This is a genomic window from Streptomyces sp. NPDC090077 (assembly GCF_044747545.1).
Taxonomy (GTDB): domain Bacteria; phylum Actinomycetota; class Actinomycetes; order Streptomycetales; family Streptomycetaceae; genus Streptomyces.
Genome location: NZ_JBIVEG010000003.1, coordinates 261923 through 281567, shown reverse-complemented (window position 1 = coordinate 281567; position 19645 = coordinate 261923). Strand labels below are relative to the sequence as shown.

Genomic DNA, 19645 nt, shown 5'->3' with positions numbered 1-19645 from the left:
AGGGACTCCCTAGTGTGGTGTGTGACATTTTACTAGTGGGTGTGAAGCGGCCACAAGGGTCCGGGCGGACCCGATCAGCGGCCGGGGGCCGGAAGTTCGGCGTCCGGGGGCGCCTGTTGCGGGCCCGCCGGCTCCAGCGCCGCGAGGTGGCGCAGCGGGACCGGGCAGGACAGGGGGCGGCGGTCGGGGGCGGCGGCCCCGTCGCCGCCGGCCAGGGCCGCCACGGCCGGACCGCACATCCGGCCCTGGCACCAGCCCATTCCGGCCCGGGTGAGCAGTTTGACCGTACGGGCGTCCCGCGCCCCCAGGTCCTGCACCGCCTCGCGGATCCGGCCCGCCGGGACCTCCTCGCAGCGGCACACGTCCGTCTCCTCCCGCAGCCAGCCGGTCCAGCCGGGGCCCGGGCGGTGGGCGGCGGCCATGGCGTCGGCGAAGGCGCGCAGCCGGGCGCGGCGGCGGACGAGGGCGGCGGGGGCGGGCCGTCCCGCCACCGCGTGCGCGGCGATCTCCCCCTCCGTGAGGGCGAGATCGGCACCGCCGATGCCGCCCGTCTCGCCGGCGGACCAGATGCCGGGGACGGAGGTGCGCTGCTCCGCGTCCACCTCCAGGGCGGCCGTGCCGTCGGCGGCCGGGCGGGTGGCGCAGCCGAGGCCGGTGGCCAGCTCCAGCTGGGGCACCAGCCCGTGGCCCACCGCGAGGGCGTCGCAGGGGATCCGGCGGGCGGTGCCGGGCAGGGGGCGCCAGTCGCCGTCGAGGCGGGTGACGGTGACGGCCTCGACGCGGGTGGTGCCGTGCGCCTCGGTGACGGCGTGCCGGGTGAGCAGGCGGATGCCGTGGCGCAGCAGGGCGCTCCCGTACGCGGCGCCTTCGGCGAGCTTGGCGGGGTTGCGCAGCAGGGCGGGTGCCTGGGGGGCGTACGCGGTGTACGAGGCGGCCTCGACGACCGCGGGGACGGTGGCCCCGGCGGCGGCGAGGGAGCCGGCGACGGCGAGGAGGAGGGGGCCCGAGCCGGCGACGACGACGCGGCGGCCGGGCAGGACGAGGTTGTTCTTCAGCATGGCCTGGGCTCCGCCCGCGCCGACCACGCCGGGCAGGGTCCAGCCGGGGAAGGGCAGCTGGCGTTCGAAGGCGCCGGTGGCGAGGAGGACGTGGCGGGCGCGGAGGGTCGCGGGGGCCTCCTCCGGGCCGTGGCCGGCCACCGCGTGGAGGGTCCACCCGGCCTCCCCGCCGGCCACCGTCCACACGTGGTGGGCCGGGAGGTACGTGATGCGGCCCGCCGCCCGGTGGGCGCGGAGGGCGGCTTCGCGGGAGGCGAAGGCGCGCCAGCCGTGGTGCAGGGCCTCGGGGCGGGCTGCCCCCAGGCCCGGGGCGGGGTGGCGGTAGTACTGGCCGCCGGGGCGGTCGGCGGCGTCGAGGAGGGTGACGCGCAGGCCGAGGCGGGCGGCGGTCACGGCCGCGGCCAGCCCGGCGGGGCCGGCGCCGATGACCGCCAGGTCGGTGGGCTCGTTGCTGTCAGACGGCGAGGTCGGCATGGCCGGTGCCCTCCTGGGTGGTGACGGAGTCTCCGGGGCGGGCCGGGACGAGACAGGCCCGCTGGTTGGGGCGGCCGTTGACGGTGACGAGGCAGTCGTAGCAGGCGCCGATGCCGCAGAAGGCCCCGCGGGGGGTGCCGCCCTCGCGGGTGGTGCGCCAGGCGAGGATGCCGGCCGACCAGAGGACGGCGGCGATGGACTGGCCCTGTTCGGCCGGGAGTTCACGGCCGTCGAAGGTGAGGGGGAACGTCGCCTCCGGGCTGCCGCCCACCAGGTCGCGCGGGCTGCGCATCAGTGTCTCCTCGGGGTTGGTCCGCTCTGGCCGGGCGGGGTGCGGTGGGCCGGGGTCGGGGCCCCTGCCCTGGCCGGGCGGGGGTGCGATGGGCCGGGGTCGGGGCCGGGGTGGGGTGTCGTCCGGGACGGGCTTCGATGTTCGGCGCCCGTTCCGGATCCGGTTGTACGAGGTACCGCGCGCCGAAGTCATCTCGTTTTAGTCCCGGACGACACCCCACCCCGTCCCCGCCCCCTCCTGGAACCGGTCCGGGCGGAACGGGTGCAGGGGCGTCGGGGGTTCGGCTCCGGTCAGGGCGGCGGCGATGAGGGCTCCCGTCGCGGGGGCCAGGCCGATGCCCGCCCCCTCGTGGCCGCAGGCGTGGAACAGGCCCGGCACCCGGGGGTCCGGGCCGATCGCCGGGAGGTGGTCCGGGAGGTAGGGGCGGAAGCCGTGGTAGGCGCGGATCGCCTTGGCGTCCGCGAGCACCGGGAAGAGGGCCGCGGCCTGGCCGGCCAGGCGGCGGAGGGCTTCGGTGGACAGGGTGCGGTCGAAGCCGACGCGTTCGCGGGTGGCGCCGATGAGGACCGGGCCGGAGGGGGTGCCCTCCACCACGGCCGAGGACTGCAGGGCCGCGGAGCCGCTGGCCACGTCGGCGATGTAGTCGGCGGCGTAGACCTTGTGCCGGACCACGCGGGGCAGGGGTTCGGTGACCAGGACGAAGCCCCTGCGGGGCAGGACGGGGAGGGTGGTACCGGCTAGGGCGGCGACGGCCCCGGCCCAGGTGCCCGCCGCGTTGACCACGTTCGGGGCGCGGAGAGTGCGCCGGGTGGTGCGGACTCCCCCGACCCCGCCCGGCTCCAGCAGGAACCCGGTGACCTCCTCACCGAGGTGCAGATCGGCTCCCGACGCCTCCAAGAGGTGGGCCGCCGCCTGGGCCGGCTGGACCTGGGCGTCCTGGGGGTAGTGGAAGCCGCCCGCCAGGCCCGGGGCCAGGTGGGGTTCGAGGTCGTGCAGGCCGTCCGGGCCCACCTCGGCGGTGACGACCCCGGCGGCGCGCTGGCCGTCGGCGAAGTGGCGCAGGGCCTTGAGGGTGGTGTCGTCGGGGGCGACGACCAGGCCGCCCTTGGGTTCGTACTCGACGGCCCGCGGGAGTTCGGCGGAGAGGTCCCGCCAGAGCTGCGTCGACAGGAGCGCCAGGTCGAGTTCGGGGCCCGCCTCCTTGTCGGAGACGAGCAGGTTGCCCTCGCCCGCGCCGGTCGTGCCGCCCGCGACGGGGCCGCGGTCGACCACCGCCACGGAGAGCCCGGAGCGGCTCGCGTAGTACGCGCACGCGGCTCCGACGACGCCGGCGCCAATGATCACGACGTCCATGGTCAGTAATATGTCACATTCTTTAGTGAGTGCCTAGGGTGGCCCGGCCGGCCCCGCCCCCCGTGCGGATACGGGGCCGGCCGGGCGTGCGGTCAGCTGCGGAGCGGTCCTTCGCAGCTGTAGGAGGAGGTGCCCGCCGCCTTGTTGTCCCAGATCTGCACCGGGCCGAAGGAGCAGTTCATGTCGGCCAGGTTGTTGGAGGCGGCCCCCGCCCGGTCGAGGATGAAGTAGTCCACCGTCTCCGACATGTCCTTGAAGTTCTGGTCGTCGCTGCGCCAGTTCTTCAGGTTCGCGGTGATCCGGCCGGTACAGGTGAAGCGGCGCTTGCCGGGGTCGCCGTTCTCCACGCAGTCCGGCGTGTTGTACGTGGCCGACGCGAAGGAGGACTTCACCGAGGCGAGCGCCGCGTCGCGCAGCTGCTCGTTCGGGGTGAAGGTGGTGTTCGGCACGTAGAGCTGGTCCACCTTGGCGATCTGGGCGTCCAGGAAGCGGTTGTAGTCCCGCTGGAGGTAGGTGTCCGCGCCCGTGCGGTGGCGCCACGCGTCGTACCCGGCGACGTCGTTGGCGCGCAGGTACCCGTACATCTCGCGCAGCAGCGAGGGCTTCTCGGTCCACAGGAACTCGAAGAAGGTGCCCGCGTAGCTGTAGAAGCGGAAGCCGTCGCCGTCGTAGGTGGCGTTGAGCAGCTGCTCGACGGTCATCCGGGGGCCGCCGCCGGCGGTGTCGTTGATGATGCTCTTCACCAGGGACTTGCGGACGGCGATGCCGTTGTCGCGGGTGGCGCCGTCGAAGAACTCGGCGGTGCCCTCGTCCATGGCGGTCGTGCGGTCGCTCTCGTACCAGGGGCCCTGGCCGAAGAAGCCGGGTACGGCGAAACGGCCGTTGAGGTAGTGCGTGTACTCGTGGCGGAAGAGCTCTTCCAGGGTGAGGGAGGAGTCCTGCGGGACGCGGCGCTGGTAGGTGTAGAAGGTGGCGCCGTTCTCGATGTAGATGCCGCCGTTGTTGGTGCCGTAGCCGGTCAGGACCGGGTGGTAGTTCTCGTAGTCGGCGCGGGAGGCGTACAGCACGATGTTGAGGGTGGTGTTGGGGTCCCCGGCGAGCGGCTGGTCGGTGCCTATCACGCGGTGGAACTGCGTCTTGACCTGCTTGCTGGCGTAGTAGAGCTGGTCGACGGTCGCCTTGTCGAGGGCGGTGCGGACCTTGATGGCGCCGTTGTCGTAGCTGTAGGTGTTCGGGAAGAGCTGCTTCTCGATGTCCTCCTTGCACACCCCGTACTGCTTGCAGGCGCCGTAGAAGTTGAGCCAGGAGACGATCTTCGCCCAGGGTTCGGTGCCGAAGTCGGCCTTGACGCGCCCGAGCATGGCGCCGAGGTCGGCGACGACCTGGTCCTTCAGGCCCTCCACCTGGCCGAACCGGGCGTACTCGCTGAGGGCGTCGCGCACCACCCAGGCGTTCCCGCTGCCCTTGAGGTGGGTGTACCCGGCGAAGGCCTTGAAGGCGGCGGGGTACGAGGCGTCCCCCGCGACCGCCGCGTGGAAGGCCGCGTCCTGGTTGCCCGGGTAGACGCCCAGGTAGTTGGTGGAGAGCGCGGCGAGGGCGGCGCCCGCCCAGCCGGCGTCGAGGTGGGTGGCCGGGTGGGCCGGGTCCATGGTGGCCAGGACCTTCTTGATCAGGCCGAGCTGGTGGTGGCGCAGGCCGGGACCGGCGGCGTAGAGGGCCTCGCGCAGGGTGCGGGCGTTGGACGGGGTGACGTCGAAGGTCCGCGCGGCGTTGCCGAAGTCGTCGATGGCCTGGCGTATCGCGGCGGTGGTGGGGGCGTCGGTGACGTCGATCTCGTCGCGCGAGAAGTCGTGGTAGGCGACGGCGTGCAGGTAGGTGAACATCTCCTCCAGGTGTGAGGAGTTGCGGCCGTCGTGGGCGGCGGCCAGGCCGGATATCCGGCGGGACACGGCCTGGACGTGGGCGTCGGACATGACGGGGGCCAGGCGGGCGTCCCAGGTCCAGATCAGTCCGCGCAGACAGCCGTCGGCGGTGACGGCCTGGTCGCCGAGGAAGTCGGCGAACTGCTCCGGGGTGAGGTTCTTGATCCCGTCGAGGGTGCAGGGGACGCCGGCGGCGGTGCTCTTCGCGGTGGGCGCGGCCTGCGCGGACCTGCGGCTCTTCTCGGCGCGTTCGGCGGTCGCGGTGGAGCCCGGGGCTTCCACGACCGGGGCGGCGCCGGGTATCCGGCCGTCGGTGACGGCCCCGCCGCCGGGCGCGGGCGCGGGCGCCGGGACCAGCGGCTTCGCGTCGGCCAGGCGGTCGACCTCGTCGAAGGGGTTGGGCGCCGAGGCGGCCGGGCCCTGGGCCCCGGCGGAGAAGGCACCCGCCGGGGCGGCCCGTTCCGCGGTCTGCGCCGGGGCCTGGCCGGCGGTGGCGAGGAGGGTGACCGTGACGGCGGTGGCGAGGAGAGACGTACGCACAGCTCTGTGCTGGAACACCGATGACTCCTGTTGGGAGGGAGGTGGGGGAAAGGTGCGAACTGCCCTGCGTCACGCGGCGTTTGACGGGGATTAACGTGCCGCGGTGTGAGCTGTAACATAGTAATGTGAAATTGCACTGACAAGACCTGTGCGCACACCAGTTCAGCGGTTCTCGAGGAGGTTTCCCTCTGAACCGGGACGAACCCTGCTGCGGCTAGGTCTTGAGGCGGGTCAGGAGCTCCTCGACGAAGCCCTCCAGGTGGGGCGGGTGGGGGCCGGGCCGGGTGGCACAGAACCAGGTCCGGGTCAGCGGCTGTTCGCCCATCCGCACCAGCGCCAGGCCGTGCGAGGCCGCGTACGGGGCGGCCGTCCAGTTGGGCAGCACCGCCACCCCCTGGCCGCCCGCCACCATCTCGACCACCAGGTCGGTCACCACCGGCATCGTGGTGATCCGGCCGGGCCGGGCGCCCGCGGGGATCGGCAGCGGCTCCGCGGGGATGCGCCGCTGGTCGTAGAAGTCGTAGAGGACCAGGTCCACGCCGTCGAAGTGGCGGGCGGTCACGTGCGGGAGCGCCGCCCAGGGGTGGCCCGCGGGCACCACCGCCACCATCTCGTCCTCGAAGAGCCGGGTCAGGGTCACCCGGTCCATCTGCGCGTCCGACTTGGTGACGAGGGCGACGTCGATCCTGTCGGCGAGCAGCGCCGGGATCGGGGCGTCGTCGGGGACGGTCTCGATCCGCACCTCGATGTCCGGCTCCCGCTCGCGGTAGGCGCGCAGCACGGGCGGCAGCCACGGGAAGGTGGTGCTGCACTGGGCGGCGAAGCGCACCCGCCGGTCACGGCCGTCGCGGAGGTCGCGCAGGTCCCGGCCGGCCGACTCCAGCTCGCCGAGGACGCGGCGGGCGGCGACGAGCATCCGGCGGCCGGCCGCGTTGGGCACCAGGCGGCGGCCCTTGCGGTCGAAGAGCCGCGTCCCCAGACGGTCCTCCAGCCGGGTCAGCCGCTGGCTGAGGGCGGGCTGGCTGACGTAGAGCCGCTCGGCGGCGGCGGTCAGGGAGCCCGTCTCGGCGGTGGCGTCGAGGAGCTCCAGGTCCCGCAGGTCCACATCCATAACCTGGGATTATCACATGCTCCAATTTCCGTCGTGGTCTTATCGGTTGGGAGCTCATACGTTTCCGGTGTCACCCACGGAACTCCCGAAAGGCACCGGACATGACCGACACCACCACCCGCCGCACCGCCCTGATCACCGGCTCCTCCAGCGGCATCGGGCTGGACATCGCACGGGCCTTCCTGGCCGACGGCGCCAACGTCGTCCTGAACGGCCGCGACGCGGACCGCCTCGCCAAGGCCGCCGCGTCCCTCGGGCACCCCGGGCGCACCGCGTGGGCGGCCGGCTCCATCGCGGCGCCGGAGACCGGCGAGCTGCTCGTGCGCACCGCGCTGGAGCGCTTCGGCCGCATCGACGTACTGGTCAACAACGCCGGTACGTTCGCCTCCAAGCCCTTCACCGAGGTGACCGAGGAGGAGCTCGACGGCTTCCTCACCGGCAACCTCAAGGGCACCTACCTCACTACGCAGGCCGTCGTACGGGCCCTGCGCGCCCAGGGCCGGGGCGGCAGCGTCGTCAACATCGGCACCACCCTGGTGGACCACGCGATCGCCGGCTTCCCGGCCTCCGCCCCGGTGGTCAGCAAGGCCGGGGTGCACGCGCTGACGACCACCCTGGCCGCCGAGCTCGCGGCGGACGGCATCCGCGTGAACCTGGTGTCCCCGGGGATCGTGCGCACGCCGCTGCACTCCGGCGCCGACGTGGACTCCTTCGGCGGACTCGCCCTGCTGGACCGGGTCGGCGAGGTCTCGGAGGTCTCCGAGGCGGTGCTGTACCTGGCAGGAGCCTCTTTCGTCACCGGCCACGCGCTGCGCGTGGACGGCGGTCACGTCACCGGCCGCCCCTGACCCCGCCACCGCCTCCGTCCCCATCGACGAAGTCGCCCCGGAGGACCGGGGCGTGGGCGGGGTCACGACCGGCGCGCACCGCCGCCGGGCGGTGCAGGGGTGGCCGGCAGGACTACGGGAGCACCGCGACGCCGTCCAGTTCGAGCTGGGCCTCGACGTCCCACAGCCGGACCACGCCGACCACCGCCATCGCCGGGTAGTCGCGGCCGGCGAGGCGGTGCCAGATGCGGCCCAGTTCGGCGGCGTGCACCCGGTAGGCCTCCACGTCCACCGCGTACACCGTCACCCGGGCCAGGTCCGAGGGGTGGCCGCCGGCCGCGGCGAGTGCGGCCAGCAGATTGGCCAGGGCCCGCTCGAACTGCTCCGGCAGGCTGTCGCCGACCACCTTCCCGGAGCCGTCCAGCGCGGTCTGGCCGGCCAGGAAGACGATCCGCGAGCCGGTGGCCGACACCGCGTGGGAGAAGCCGGTGGCCGGGGACAGCTCCGGGGGGTTGATGCGTTCGGGGCTCATCGCGCCGCCACCCCCCGGTAGAGCTCCTTGGCGATGATGCCGCGCTGCACCTCGCTCGCCCCCTCGTAGATCCTGGGCGCCCGCACCTCCCGGTAGAGGTGCTCCAGCAGGTGGCCCCGGCGCAGGGCGGCCGCGCCGTGCAGCTGGACGGCGTGGTCCACCACGTACTGGGCCGTCTCCGTGGCGAGGAGCTTGGCCATGGCGACGCGTCCCGGGACGTCGGGAGCGCCGCCGTCGTAGGCGCCGGCCGCCGCGTACACCAGCAGCCGGGCGGCCTCGGTGCGGGTGGCCATGTCCGCGACGCGGTGCGCGACCGCCTGGAGGTCGGCGAGCACCCCGCCGAAGGCGGTCCGGCCGGCCGTGTGGGCCAGGGTCGCGTCGAGCGCGGCCCGCGCCATGCCGACCGCGAAGGCGCCCACGCTCGGCCGGAAGAGGTTCAGGGTCTCCATCGCGACGCGGAACCCCTGTCCGGGCCCGCCCAGTACGTCCTCGCGGCCGACGGGCACCCCCTCGAAGGCGAGCGAGCCGATCGGGTGCGGGGAGAGCATCTCCAGGGCCTCGCCGGTCAGCCCCGGGCGGTCCGCGGGGACCAGGAAGGCCGTGATGCCCTTCGCCCCCGGGGCCTCACCCGTACGGGCGAAGACGGTGTAGAAGTCGGCCTCGGGGGCGTTGGAGATCCAGCACTTGGCGCCCTCCAGCCGCCAGCCGGGCCCGTCCGGGGCCGCCGTCAGGGCGAGGGCCGCGGCGTCGGAGCCCGCGCCGGGCTCGCTCAGCGCGAACGCCGCCACGTGCCGGCCCGCCCGGACCCCCGGCAGCCACCGCTCCCGCTGGGCCGCGCTGCCCGACCGGAGCACCGGATGCGCCCCGAGCCCCTGGAGGGCCAGGGCCGTCTCCGCCTCGGTGCACCCGTAGGCCAGGGACTCGCGCAGCAGGCACAGCTCCAGCGCCCCCGAGTCGAAGACCCGCTCCAGCAGGCCCAGTTCCCCCAGCTCCGCGAGCAGGGGCCGGTTCACCCGTCCGGGCTCGCCCTTCTCGGCGAGCGGCCGCAGCCGCTCACGTGCGAGGGCGCGCAACCGGCCGCACCATTCCTCTTGTTCCGCCCCGAGCGCGAATCCGGCCATCCGAATGCCCCCAAGTCCTGTCGACACTCTTATCGCGTCCTGTTGACTGCCGTCACCATCACGATACGCTCGGAACGTACTGGCACGGCCGGCTCCACCACAAAATCCGGACGTTGCAAGGGGGCGAACCCGCCTTGGAGCTCAAGCCATCCGCTCACGCCGACACCTTTGCCCGCGACCACCTGCCGCCCGCCCACGCCTGGCCGCAGCTCCTCTTCGAGCTGCCCGAACTGGCCTACCCGGACCGGCTGAACTGCGGCACCGAACTGCTCGACGCCACCATCGAGCGCTTCGGCCCGGACCGGCCCGCCTTCCGCGACGGCGCCGGCGGGGTGTGGTCCTACGGGGAGCTCCGCGCACGCGTCGACGCCCTCGCCCACGTCCTCACCATCGATCTCGGCGTCGTCCCCGGCAACCGGGTGCTGCTGCGCGGGCCCACCGGCCCCTGGCTCGCGGCCTGCTGGCTGGCGGTGATGAAGGCGGGCGCGGTGGCCGTCACCGTACTGGCCCAGCAGCGCGCCCAGGAGCTGGCCACGGTGTGCGCCATGGCCGGGGTGCGGCACGCGCTGTGCCACGCCGACGTCATCGACGACCTGGCCAAGGCCGAGGTGCCCGGACTGCGGATCACCCCCTACGGCGGCGGCTCCGGGGACGACCTGCTGCGGCTCGCCGAGGCGTACTCCGCGCCCTACCCGGCCGTCCCGACCTCCGCCGACGACGTCGCGCTGATCGCCTTCACCTCCGGGACCACGGGCCGCCCCAAGGGCTGCATGCACTTCCACCGCGACCTCCTCGCCGTCGCCGACACCTTCTCCCGCCACGTCCTGCGGCCCCGCCCCGACGACGTGTTCGCGGGCAGTCCGCCGCTCGGGTTCACCTTCGGGCTCGGCGGGCTGGTCGTCTTCCCGCTGCGGGCCGGCGCCAGCGCGCTGCTGCTGGAGCAGGCCACGCCCCGGGTGCTGCTGCCGGCCCTCGCCGAGCACCGGGTCACCGTGCTGTTCACGGCGCCCACCGCCTACCGGTCGATGCTGGACACCCTGGGCCCGTACGACACGGGGGCCTACGACCTGTCGGCGCTGCGCCGCTGCGTCTCCGCCGGCGAGAACCTGCCCGCCGCGACCTGGCGGGCCTGGCACGCGCGCACCGGGCTGCGGATCATCAACGGCATCGGGGCCACCGAGCTGCTGCACATCTTCATCTCCGCCGCCGACGAGGACGTCCGCCCCGGTACCACCGGCCGGGTGGTGCCCGGCTGGGAGGCACGGGTGGTGGACCCGTCCGGGCGGCCCGTCCCCGACGGCGAGCCCGGACTGCTGGCCGTGCGCGGGCCGGTGGGCTGCCGCTACCTCGCCGACCCCCGGCAGGGCGAGTACGTCCGGGACGGCTGGAACCTGACCGGCGACACCTACGTCCGCGACCCCGACGGCTACTTCCGCTACGTCGCCCGCGCCGACGACATGATCGTCTCTTCGGGTTACAACATCGCGGGCCCCGAGGTCGAGGAGGCCCTGCTGCGCCATCCGGACGTGGCGGAGGCCGCCGTCGTCGGCCGCCCCGACGAGCGGCGCGGGCAGATCGTGGTCGCGTACACCGTGCCGCGCGACGGGGCGGTGCTGACGGAGGAGGCCCTGCGGACCTTCATGAAGGGGGAGCTGGCCCCGCACAAGTGCCCGCGCTCCTTCGTCTTCCTGCCCGCGCTGCCGCGCACCCCCACCGGCAAACTCCAGCGGTTCCGGCTGCGCGATCTAGAGTGAACCCGTGGTCGAGCAGCACACTCCGCGATCCCTGATCGTCACCTTCTACGGCGCCTACGGGCGGTCCTTCGAGGGCGCCGTCCCGGTGTCCGCCCTGGTCCGCCTGCTGGGCGCGGCCGGGGTCGACGCGCCCTCCGTCCGTTCCTCGGTGTCCCGGCTGAAGCGGCGCGGCTTCCTCGTGCCCGCGAAGGCCGCCGACGGGTCGGCCGGGTACGAACCCTCCGAGGAGGCCCGGCTGCTGCTGGAGGACGGGGACCGGCGGATCTACGGGGCCGTGCCGGTGTCCCCGGAGTGGCTGGTCGCGGTCTTCTCCGTCCCCGAGCAGGAGCGGCACAAGCGGCACCTGCTGCGCTCCCGGCTGGCCCGGCTGGGCTTCGGGGCGGTGGCGCCGGGCGTGTGGATCGCCCCCGCCCAGCTGGCCGAGGAGACCGGGCACACCCTGGAACGGCTGCACCTGACCGGGTACGTGGAGCTCTTCCGCGGCGCCCACGCCGGTTTCGCCCCCACCGCCGAGACGGTCGCCCGCTGGTGGGACCTGGCGGCGCTGGCCAAGCAGCACGAGGACTTCCTCGACCGGCACGAACCGGTCCTGCGCGCCCTCCGGTCGGGCCCCGAGCCCACCCCCGAGGACGCCTACCGGTCCTACCTGGCAGCCCTGGACACCTGGCGCCGGCTCCCCTACTCCGACCCCGGCCTCCCCCGCGACCTCCTCCCCGAGGACTGGCCGGGCGACCGCTCCGCAGCCGTCTTCCAGGAACTCCACACCCGCCTCCACACCCCGGGCGCCCTCTTCGTCCGGCAGCGGCCCTAGCGCGGAACGCGGCGTCCGTGGCGGCGGGCGCGCCGGGGCGGAAATTGCGGTGCGGGCCGACCCCGGAGGGCGCCAGCATGGGGCATGACATGGACCTTCAGCACTGATCTGGCGGCCTATCTGGCTGCCGCGCGCCCGGCCGTGGCCGCGCAGCCCGTCGTCAACACCGGCCTGCTGACCGTCGCCGACGCCTTGGAGCGGCGGGGCCCGCGGGCCTTCGGTGACGCCGACCCCCTCTTCGGCTGGTGGACCGGCGCGGACGGGGCCGTCGACGGGGCCCTGCTGCACACCCCGCCGTTCCCACTGCTGCTCGGCGCCGCACCCCCCGAGGCGGTCCGGGCCCTGGCCGGCGCGCTCGGCGCCGAGCCGCTGCGCGGCCGCACCGGCGGGTTCAACGCCCGCCGCGCCGACGCGCAGGTGCTGGCGGCGGCCCGGGGCACGCCGACCCGCGTCGTCGAGGAGCTGCGCCTGTACCGGCTGGCCACCCTGGCCCCGCCCGACCCCACCCCGGAGGGCCGGGTACGGACCGCCGGCGAGGCGGACCTGCCCCTGCTGCGGGAGTGGATCGAGGCCTTCGACCGGGAGTGCGGCATCCCCGCCGGCCCGTCCGAGGCCCGGCTGCGCGACCGCATCTCCTACGGCGGGCTGCTGCTGTGGGAGCTCGACGGCCGGCCGGTGTCGCTGGCCGGCTTCTCCCGCCCGATCGGCGGTGCCTCCCGCGTCGGGCCCGTCTACACCCCGCTCGCCCACCGGGGCCACGGCCATGCCGCCGGGGTGACGCACGCGGCGAGCCGGGCCGCGTACGCCGCCGGGGCGGCCGAGGTGCTGCTCTTCACCAACCTGGCCAACCCCACCAGCAACGGGGTCTACCAGCGCCTGGGCTACGCCCCGGTGGAGGACCGGGTCGTGCTGGAGGCGGTCTGAGCTACCCCTTGCCGGTCGGGGGTTTGCGGCTGCCGGCGCGGTAGGGGGCCGGCCAGGGGGCGCCGGGGCCCGTGTAGGCCTGGTCGGCGGCCGCGTGCAGGGTCCAGTGCGGGTCGTACAGGTGGGGGCGGCCGAGGGCGCAGAGGTCGGCGCGGCCGGCCAGCAGCAGCGAGTTGACGTCGTCCCAGGAGGAGATCGCGCCGACGGCGATGACGGGGATGCCGAGGGCGTTGCGGATGCGGTCGGCGTAGGGGGTCTGGTAGGAGCGGCCGTACTCGGGGGCCTCGTCGGAGACCACCTGGCCGGTGGAGACGTCGACGGCGTCGGCGCCGTGGGCGGCGAAGGCGGCGGCGATCCGTTCGGCCTCCTCGGGCGTGGTGCCGCCGGGTGCCCAGTCGGTGGCCGAGAGGCGGACCGTCATCGGGCGGTCGGCGGGCCAGACCTCGCGGACGGCGTCGAAGACCTCCAGGGGGAAGCGGAGCCGGTTCTCCAGGGGGCCGCCGTAGGCGTCCTCGCGGTGGTTGGTGAGCGGGGAGAGGAACCCGGACAGCAGGTAGCCGTGCGCGCAGTGCAGTTCCAGCAGGTCGAAGCCGCAGTCGGCGGCCCGGACGGCGGCGGCCGCGAAGTCGGAGCGGATCGCGGCCAGGTCGGCGGCCGCCAGGGCGCGCGGGACGGCGGAGACCCCGGCCCGGTAGGGCAGCGCGGAGGCGGCGACCAGGGGCCAGTTGCCGTCCGGGAGCGGTTCGTCCATGCCCTCCCACATCAGCCGGGTGGAGCCCTTGCGGCCGGAGTGGCCGAGCTGGACTCCGAGGGCCGTACCGGGCGCGGAGGCGTGGACGAATTCGGCGATCCGCTTCCAGGCGGCCGCCTGCTCCGCGGTCCACAGGCCGGCGCAGCCGGGGGTGATGCGGCCTTCGGCGCTGACGCACACCATCTCCGTCATGACCAGCCCGGCTCCGCCGAGGGCCCGGCCGCCCAGGTGCACGAGGTGGAAGTCGCCGGGGACTCCGTCCTCGGCCGAGTACGTGTCCATCGGCGAGACCACGACGCGGTTGCGCAGGGTGAGCCCGCGGAGGGTGAACGGGGTGAACATGGGCGGGGTTCCCGCGCCGTCGGCGTCCTCCGGGCAGCCGAAGTCGCGTTCCACCGCCCGGGTGAACCGTTCGTCGCGCAGCCGGAGGTTGTCGTGGGTGACGCGGCGGCTGCGGGTGAGCAGGTTGAAGGCGAACTGCCGGGCGGGCTGGTCCACGTACCCGGCGAGGTCCTCGAACCAGCGCATGCTGGCGGCGGCGGCGCGCTGGGTGCTGGCCACGGCCGGGCGGCGCTCCTCCTCGTAGGCGGCGAGGGCGGAGGGGACGTCGGGCAGCCGGTCGAGGGCCTCGGCGAGGGTGAGGGCGTCCTCGACGGCGAGCTTGGTGCCGGAGCCGATGGAGAAGTGGGCGGTGTGCGCCGCGTCGCCGAGCAGCACCACGTTGCCGTGCGACCAGTGCGCGTTGACGACGGTGCGGAAGCGGGTCCACGCCGAGCGGTTCCCGCGCAGCGGCCGGCCCTGCAGGGCCTCGGTGAAGGTCTTGGCGCAGCGGGAGGCCGATTCGGCCTCGTCGCACAGGTCGAGGCCGGCCGCCCGCCACACCTCCTCCCGCATCTCCACAATGACGGTGGAGGAGTCGGGCGCGTACGGGTAGCCGTGCAGCTGCATGACCCCGTGCTCGGTCTCGGCGATCTCGAAGCGGAACGAGTCGAAGGCGAAGTCGGCGGCGAGCCAGACGTACCGGCAGCGTCCGGGGGTCTCGGTGGGCCGGAAGCGGTCGGCTCCGCGGGCCCGGGTCGCGCTGTGCACCCCGTCGGCGGCGACCACCAGGTCGTACGACCCGGCCAGGGCGAAGGCGTCGGGGGCCTCGGCGCGGAAGCGCAGGCGCACGCCGAGGCCGGCGCAGCGTTCGTGGAGGATCTCCAGGAGCCGGCGGCGGCCGAGGGCGGCGAAGCCGTGGCCGCCGGAGGTCAGCAGCCGGCCCCGGTGGACGACGTCCACGTCGTCCCAGCGGACGAACTCGGCGGCGAGGGCGGCGTGGACGACGGTGTCGGCGCGTTCGATGCCGCCGAGGGTCTCGTCCGAGAGCACCACGCCGAAGCCGAAGGTGTCCTCGGGGGCGTTGCGCTCCCACAACTCCACCGTGTGCCCCTGGCGGGCCAGCAGCGCGGCGGTGTAGAGCCCGCCCGGTCCGCCGCCGACGACGGCCACCCTCATGGCGCTCGCGGACATGCGGTTACCTGCCCTTCCACTCCGGGGGCCGCTTCGCGGTGAACGCGGCGTGGAACTCGGCGTAGTCCCGGCCGTTCATCAGCAGGGCCTGGGTGTTGGCGTCCAGTTCCACCGAGGCGGCCAGGGGCATGTCCAGCTCGGCGGTGAGCAGGGCCTTGGTCTGGGCGTGGGCGAGGGCCGGTCCGGCGGCGAGGCGGGCGGCGAGTTCGGCGGCGCGGGCGTCGGCCTTGCCCTCGTCGACGAGTTCGCTGAGCAGGCCGATCCGCTCGGCCTCGGCGGCGCGTACGGGCTCTCCGAGCATCAGCAGCCGGGTGGCGTGGCCGAGGCCGACGACCCGGGGCAGCAGGTACGCGGCGCCCATGTCGCCGCCGGACAGGCCGACGCGGGTGAAGAGGAAGGCGAAGCGGGCGGAGGGGTCGGCGATCCGGAAGTCGGCGGCGAGGGCGAGCACGGCCCCGGCTCCGGCGGCCACCCCGTGCACGGCGGCGATCACCGGGAAGGGGCACTCGCGGAGGGCGCGGACCACCTGGCCGGTCATCCGGTTGAAGTCGAGGAGCTGGGCGGTGTCCATGGCGAGGGTGGCGCCGATGATCTCGTCCACGTCCCCGCCGGAGCAGAAGCCGCGGCCCTCGCCGGCGAGGACGAGGGCGCGCACGGAGCGGGTGCGGGACAGTTCGGCGAGCAGATCGCGCAGGTCGGCGTAGGCGCCGAAGGTGAGCGCGTTCAGCTTCTCGGGGCGGTCGAGGGTGACGGTGGCCACGCCGTCCTGCCGGGTCACCCGCAGGTGGCGCCACCGTTCGGTCTCTGGTGTGGAACCGGTGAAGGGGCTCACACCGTCGAAGCTATCACCGAATCGTGACTGCCGTCAGAGAAACGCGACAAGTGGTCCCCCCGATGGCGGTACGCGGAGGCGGCGACAGGGCCGAAGGTCCCCGGCCGCGCCCGCCCCGGTCCCCCGCCGCCCGGCCGGGGTGCCCTACGGGAGTGCGGGCCGTGCCCCTATCGTTGAACGGAGGACTTCCCCGCGCCCCACCCTCAGGGGCCTCACGCACCTCACGGACCACACGCATCTCACGGACCTCACGGACCTCACGGACCTCACGGAAGGACGGACCAGCCGTGCACGACACCTCCGCCTGGCGGATCGCCCTTCCGCACACGACCGCCGCCGTCCCGATGGCCCGCGCCCTGATCCGCACCGCGTTCACCGACCCGGAACGGTGTCCCGACAGCGACACGGCCGAGCTGCTGACCGCCGAGCTGGTGGCGAACGCCGTCGAGCACACTCCGGGGGGCGCCCCGATCGAGCTGGTCGTGGAGCTGCGCGCGAACGGCTGCCAGGTGGAGGTGCACGACGGGGATCCGCAGCCGCCCGGCGACCTCACCGCCGGCCGTCCCGGGCACCACCCCGACCCGTGGCAGGAGGGCGGACGCGGACTGCTGCTGATCCGGGCCCTCAGCTCCGCCTGCGGCCACCGGCCGACCCCGCACGGCAAGGCCGTCTGGTTCACCCTGCCGGGCCGGGTGACGGCGACCGCCTGAGCGCCCGGCCGCCGAACGCCCGGCCCCTCGCCGCAGGAGCCCGCATGACTATGCGGCCGCGTATCCGGCCGGTTACACGGCGGGCCCGGCGAGCGTCGCGACGAGGACGGCCTTGATGGTGTGCAGCCGGTTCTCCGCCTCGTCGAAGACGACGGAGTGTGCGGACTCGAACACCTCGTCCGTGACCTCCAGCGAGTCCAGTCCGTGCCGCTCGTGGACCTCCCGGGCCACCTTGGTGCCCAGGTCGTGGAAGGCGGGCAGGCAGTGCAGGAACTTCACGTCCGGGTTCCCGGTCGCGCGCAGCACGTCCATGGTGACGGCGTACGGGGCCAGGGCCGCGATCCGCTCGTCCCAGACCTCCTTGGGCTCGCCCATCGAGACCCAGACGTCCGTGGCCACGAAGTCGGCCTGCGCCACGCCCTCCGTGACCTCCTCCGTCAGGGTGATCCGGGCCCCGCTGGCCGCGGCGAGCTCGCGGGCCCGCGCCACCACGGCCGCGTCCGGCCAGTACGCCTCCGGCGCGACGATGCGCACGTCCATGCCCAGCAGGGCGCCGGTCACCAGGTACGAGTTGCCCATGTTGAAGCGGGCGTCGCCCAGGTAGGCGAAGGAGATCCGCTCCAGCGGCTTGGCGCAGTGCTCGGTCATGGTCAGCAGGTCGGCCAGCATCTGGGTGGGGTGCCAGTCGTCGGTGAGGCCGTTGAAGACGGGCACGCCGGAGTGGGCGGCCAGGTCCTCGACGGCCTGCTGGCTGTCGCCCCGGTACTCGATGCCGTCGAACATCCGGCCGAGCACCCGCGCGGTGTCCCGGATCGACTCCTTGTGTCCCATCTGGGAGCCGGAGGGGTCGAGGTAGACCGTGTGGGCGCCCTGGTCGGCGGCGGCGACCTCGAACGCGCAGCGGGTGCGCGTGGAGGTCTTCTCGAAGATCAGCGCGAGGTTCTTCCCCTGGAGCCGGCGCTGCTCGGCCCCGGCCTTCTTGGCCGCCTTGAGTTCGGCTGCGAGCTCGACCAGGCCGCGGAACTCGGCGGCGGTGAAGTCGAGCTCCTTGAGGAAACTGCGGCCGAAGAGGTCGGTGGCCATGGGGGACGCTCCAGTGTGGCGCTGACGGGGACGCTGGAAGTCTATACGACGCTCTGTATTGATATACAGAGTGGTGGATCACATCGCACGGCAGCCGTCCCCTCGGGCCGGGCGTGTGCCGACCGTGCGCCGGCCCTCACACCGCGTCCCGCTCCACGGGGCAGCTCATGCAGCGCGGACCGCCCCGGCCCCGGCCCAGCTCGCTGCCGGGGATCTCGATCACCTCGATGCCCTCCTTGCGCAGGTGCGTGTTGGTGGTGACGTTCCGCTCGTAGGCGACGACCACCCCGGGCTCGACGGCCAGCACGTTGCACCCGTCGTCCCACTGCTCGCGCTCCGCCGCGTGCACGTCCTGCGTGGCGGTGAGCACCCGCACCTTGTCCAGGCCGAGCGCCTCGGCGATCGTCCGGTGCATGTGCTCCGGCGGGTGGTCGCTCACCCTCAGCTCGCCCGCCCCCTCGCCCGGCCGGATCGTGTAGGAGCGCAGCATGCCGAGCCCGGCGTACTGAGTGAACGTATCTGCATCGACCATCGTCATCACCGTGTCCAGGTGCATGAAGGCCCGCCGCTTGGGCAGGTCCAGGGCCACGATGACGGAGGCCGACCCGGCCGCGAACAGGCCCCGGGCGAGCATCTCCACCGCCTGCGGAGTGGTCCGCTCGCTCATCCCGATGAGCACGGCGCCGTTGCCGATGACCAGGACGTCGCCGCCCTCGATGGTCGAGGGGTAGTCCGCCTGGCCCTGCGACCAGTAGGGGAAGGGGCCCGCACCGGTGAACAGCGGGTGGTGCCGGTAGATCGCCTCGAAGTGCACGGTCTCGCGCTGCCGGGCGGGCCAGCGCATGGCGTTGACGGACACCCCGTCGTAGATCCAGGCGGAGGTGTCGCGGGTGAAGAGGTGGTTGGGCAGCGGCCCCAGCAGGAAGCCGTCCAGGTCGAGGGCGTGGAACCGCACCGAGACCGGTTCGGTGTGCCGCTCCAGGAACTCCCGCTTGGTCATGCCGCCGACCAGGGCCTCCGCGAGTTCGGCGGAGGGCAGCCCGTCGAAGACCGCCCGCAGGTGGTCGGTGGCGAGCGGACCGTACTCCTTCTCGTCGAAGACCCGGTCCAGCACCAGGAGGCGCGCCTCGGGGACGTCGAGGACCTCGCGGAGCAGGTCGCCGAAGAGGTGGACGGCGACACCGCGGTCGCGGAGCACGTCCGCGAACCCGTCGTGCTCCTGGCGGGCCCGGCGCACCCACAGCACGTCGTCGAAGAGCAGGGCGTCCTTGTTGCTTGGTGTGAGCCGCTTCAGCTCCAGGTCGGGCCGGTGGAGGATGACGCGGCGCAGCCGCCCGGTCTCGGAGTCGACATGGAATCCCATGCCGTACACATTCCCAGAACGGGCGGCTTTCTGACCTCGCGTCGGGCGACCCCGGTCAGCGCAGGCCGAGAAGTGCCGTCGGGGTGCCGATGACGTCCGGGGCGGTCAGGCCCAGCTTGGGGACGGTCAGGTTCGGGACGCCGTTGTTGCTCGCGTCCGGCATCGTCAGCGGGGCACCGACGACCGCACCGGGGGTGCGGGTGATCAGCGTGGTGGCCGGGGACTCCAGGGAGCCCTCGCCGTCCGTCGCCTGCTCGCCCAGCAGGTTGGGCACCGCCGAGGTGAGGCGGGTGGCCCCCAGGTCGGCGGCGATCGGTACCACCGGGAGCAGTGGGGTCGGCAGCAGGTCGCCCTGGTGGAACCGGGGCGCCTCCGGGGAACCGACGAGCGGCACCGGGACCCCGGTGGCCAGCTTCGGCGCCGGAACGCCCAGCGTGGTCTCCACCGCCTCCAGCGGGACACCCACCGGGACCGAGTCGGCCACGGCCGGGGAGGCCGCGCCGGCCGCGGCCATACAGGTCATGAGCGCCGCAATGCTTCCGCGCGCGGTCATCTTCATAGGTGACGTTCCGTCCTTCCTGGGTCGCGGACACTCCGCTGCCCTGGATGAACGATCCCGCCGCCGGTTTCCCGGGGCTTCCGCGGGAAAGTTCCCCCATACGACCTAATTCGGGG

At 74.0% G+C, this 19645-nt stretch carries 17 protein-coding genes; 5 read left to right on the top strand and 12 right to left on the bottom strand.

The window, feature by feature from the left end; genetic code table 11:
- Positions 1–74: 74 nt before the first annotated feature.
- From ACIPW5_RS08150 to ACIPW5_RS08130, 5 genes are all read right to left on the bottom strand, one after another.
- A complete protein-coding gene (locus ACIPW5_RS08150; RefSeq protein WP_401241958.1) occupies positions 75–1532 on the bottom strand; it encodes an NAD(P)/FAD-dependent oxidoreductase in 1458 nt (485 codons plus the stop codon).
- Complete coding sequence (locus tag ACIPW5_RS08145; RefSeq protein ID WP_401241955.1) at positions 1513–1824, bottom strand: (2Fe-2S)-binding protein; 312 nt, start codon at positions 1822–1824, stop codon at positions 1513–1515. The genes ACIPW5_RS08150 and ACIPW5_RS08145 overlap by 20 nt, the downstream gene beginning before the upstream one ends.
- A 198-nt stretch (positions 1825–2022) precedes the next feature.
- Positions 2023–3177 carry an NAD(P)/FAD-dependent oxidoreductase gene (locus tag ACIPW5_RS08140; RefSeq protein ID WP_401241954.1) on the bottom strand — a complete coding sequence of 385 codons (1155 nt, stop codon included), beginning with the start codon at positions 3175–3177 and terminating at the stop codon, positions 2023–2025.
- Positions 3178–3269: 92 nt separating this feature from the next.
- Positions 3270–5657 carry a collagenase gene (locus ACIPW5_RS08135; RefSeq protein WP_401241951.1) on the bottom strand — a complete coding sequence of 796 codons (2388 nt, stop codon included), beginning with the start codon at positions 5655–5657 and terminating at the stop codon, positions 3270–3272.
- Positions 5658–5853: 196 nt separating this feature from the next.
- Positions 5854–6750 (bottom strand): LysR family transcriptional regulator, encoded by an 897-nt coding sequence (locus tag ACIPW5_RS08130; RefSeq protein WP_401241949.1) that lies wholly within the window; start codon positions 6748–6750, stop codon positions 5854–5856.
- 101 nt (positions 6751–6851) lie between these two features.
- Here ACIPW5_RS08130 and ACIPW5_RS08125 point away from each other — a divergent pair, with 101 nt between their 5' ends.
- A complete protein-coding gene (locus tag ACIPW5_RS08125) occupies positions 6852–7598 on the top strand; it encodes an SDR family NAD(P)-dependent oxidoreductase (RefSeq protein ID WP_401241946.1) in 747 nt (248 codons plus the stop codon).
- A gap of 112 nt (positions 7599–7710) precedes the next feature.
- Here the strand turns inward: ACIPW5_RS08125 and ACIPW5_RS08120 are convergent, their stop codons facing one another.
- Together ACIPW5_RS08120 and ACIPW5_RS08115 are read right to left on the bottom strand one after the other, a co-directional pair.
- Positions 7711–8109, bottom strand: coding sequence for a RidA family protein (locus ACIPW5_RS08120; RefSeq protein ID WP_401241943.1), 399 nt, complete (start codon positions 8107–8109; stop codon positions 7711–7713).
- Positions 8106–9230 (bottom strand): acyl-CoA dehydrogenase family protein, encoded by a 1125-nt coding sequence (locus tag ACIPW5_RS08115; protein ID WP_401241940.1) that lies wholly within the window; start codon positions 9228–9230, stop codon positions 8106–8108. The genes ACIPW5_RS08120 and ACIPW5_RS08115 overlap by 4 nt, the downstream gene beginning before the upstream one ends.
- A gap of 134 nt (positions 9231–9364) precedes the next feature.
- On the opposite strand from ACIPW5_RS08115, the gene ACIPW5_RS08110 reads away from it, so the two are divergent.
- From ACIPW5_RS08110 to ACIPW5_RS08100, 3 genes are all read left to right on the top strand, one after another.
- The gene (locus tag ACIPW5_RS08110; protein WP_401241937.1) at positions 9365–10984 is read left to right on the top strand and encodes an AMP-binding protein; all 1620 of its coding nucleotides are present in this window, start codon (positions 9365–9367) and stop codon (positions 10982–10984) included.
- Positions 10985–10988: 4 nt separating this feature from the next.
- Positions 10989–11795 carry a PaaX family transcriptional regulator C-terminal domain-containing protein gene (locus ACIPW5_RS08105; RefSeq protein ID WP_401241934.1) on the top strand — a complete coding sequence of 269 codons (807 nt, stop codon included), beginning with the start codon at positions 10989–10991 and terminating at the stop codon, positions 11793–11795.
- An 84-nt stretch (positions 11796–11879) separates the two neighbouring features.
- Entirely contained in the window at positions 11880–12719 is an 840-nt protein-coding gene (locus ACIPW5_RS08100; protein WP_401241931.1) for a GNAT family N-acetyltransferase, read from the top strand.
- Position 12720: 1 nt separating this feature from the next.
- On the opposite strand, the gene ACIPW5_RS08095 is transcribed toward ACIPW5_RS08100, so the two are convergent.
- Together ACIPW5_RS08095 and ACIPW5_RS08090 are read right to left on the bottom strand one after the other, a co-directional pair.
- Complete coding sequence (locus tag ACIPW5_RS08095; RefSeq protein WP_401241929.1) at positions 12721–14982, bottom strand: bifunctional salicylyl-CoA 5-hydroxylase/oxidoreductase; 2262 nt, start codon at positions 14980–14982, stop codon at positions 12721–12723.
- 4 nt (positions 14983–14986) lie between these two features.
- On the bottom strand, positions 14987–15814 hold the full coding sequence (locus tag ACIPW5_RS08090; RefSeq protein WP_401241926.1) for an enoyl-CoA hydratase family protein: 828 nt from the start codon (positions 15812–15814) through the stop codon (positions 14987–14989).
- A gap of 344 nt (positions 15815–16158) precedes the next feature.
- Between ACIPW5_RS08090 and ACIPW5_RS08085 the strand changes: the two genes are divergently transcribed.
- On the top strand, positions 16159–16524 hold the full coding sequence (locus ACIPW5_RS08085; protein WP_401242241.1) for an ATP-binding protein: 366 nt from the start codon (positions 16159–16161) through the stop codon (positions 16522–16524).
- Between the two features lie 72 nt (positions 16525–16596).
- Here the strand turns inward: ACIPW5_RS08085 and argF are convergent, their stop codons facing one another.
- From argF to ACIPW5_RS08070, 3 genes are all read right to left on the bottom strand, one after another.
- The gene (gene argF, locus ACIPW5_RS08080) at positions 16597–17607 is read right to left on the bottom strand and encodes an ornithine carbamoyltransferase (RefSeq protein ID WP_401241924.1); all 1011 of its coding nucleotides are present in this window, start codon (positions 17605–17607) and stop codon (positions 16597–16599) included.
- A gap of 136 nt (positions 17608–17743) precedes the next feature.
- Complete coding sequence (locus ACIPW5_RS08075; RefSeq protein ID WP_401241922.1) at positions 17744–18970, bottom strand: arginine deiminase; 1227 nt, start codon at positions 18968–18970, stop codon at positions 17744–17746.
- A gap of 55 nt (positions 18971–19025) precedes the next feature.
- Positions 19026–19493 (bottom strand): hypothetical protein, encoded by a 468-nt coding sequence (locus ACIPW5_RS08070; protein ID WP_401241919.1) that lies wholly within the window; start codon positions 19491–19493, stop codon positions 19026–19028.
- Positions 19494–19645: the final 152 nt, after the last annotated feature.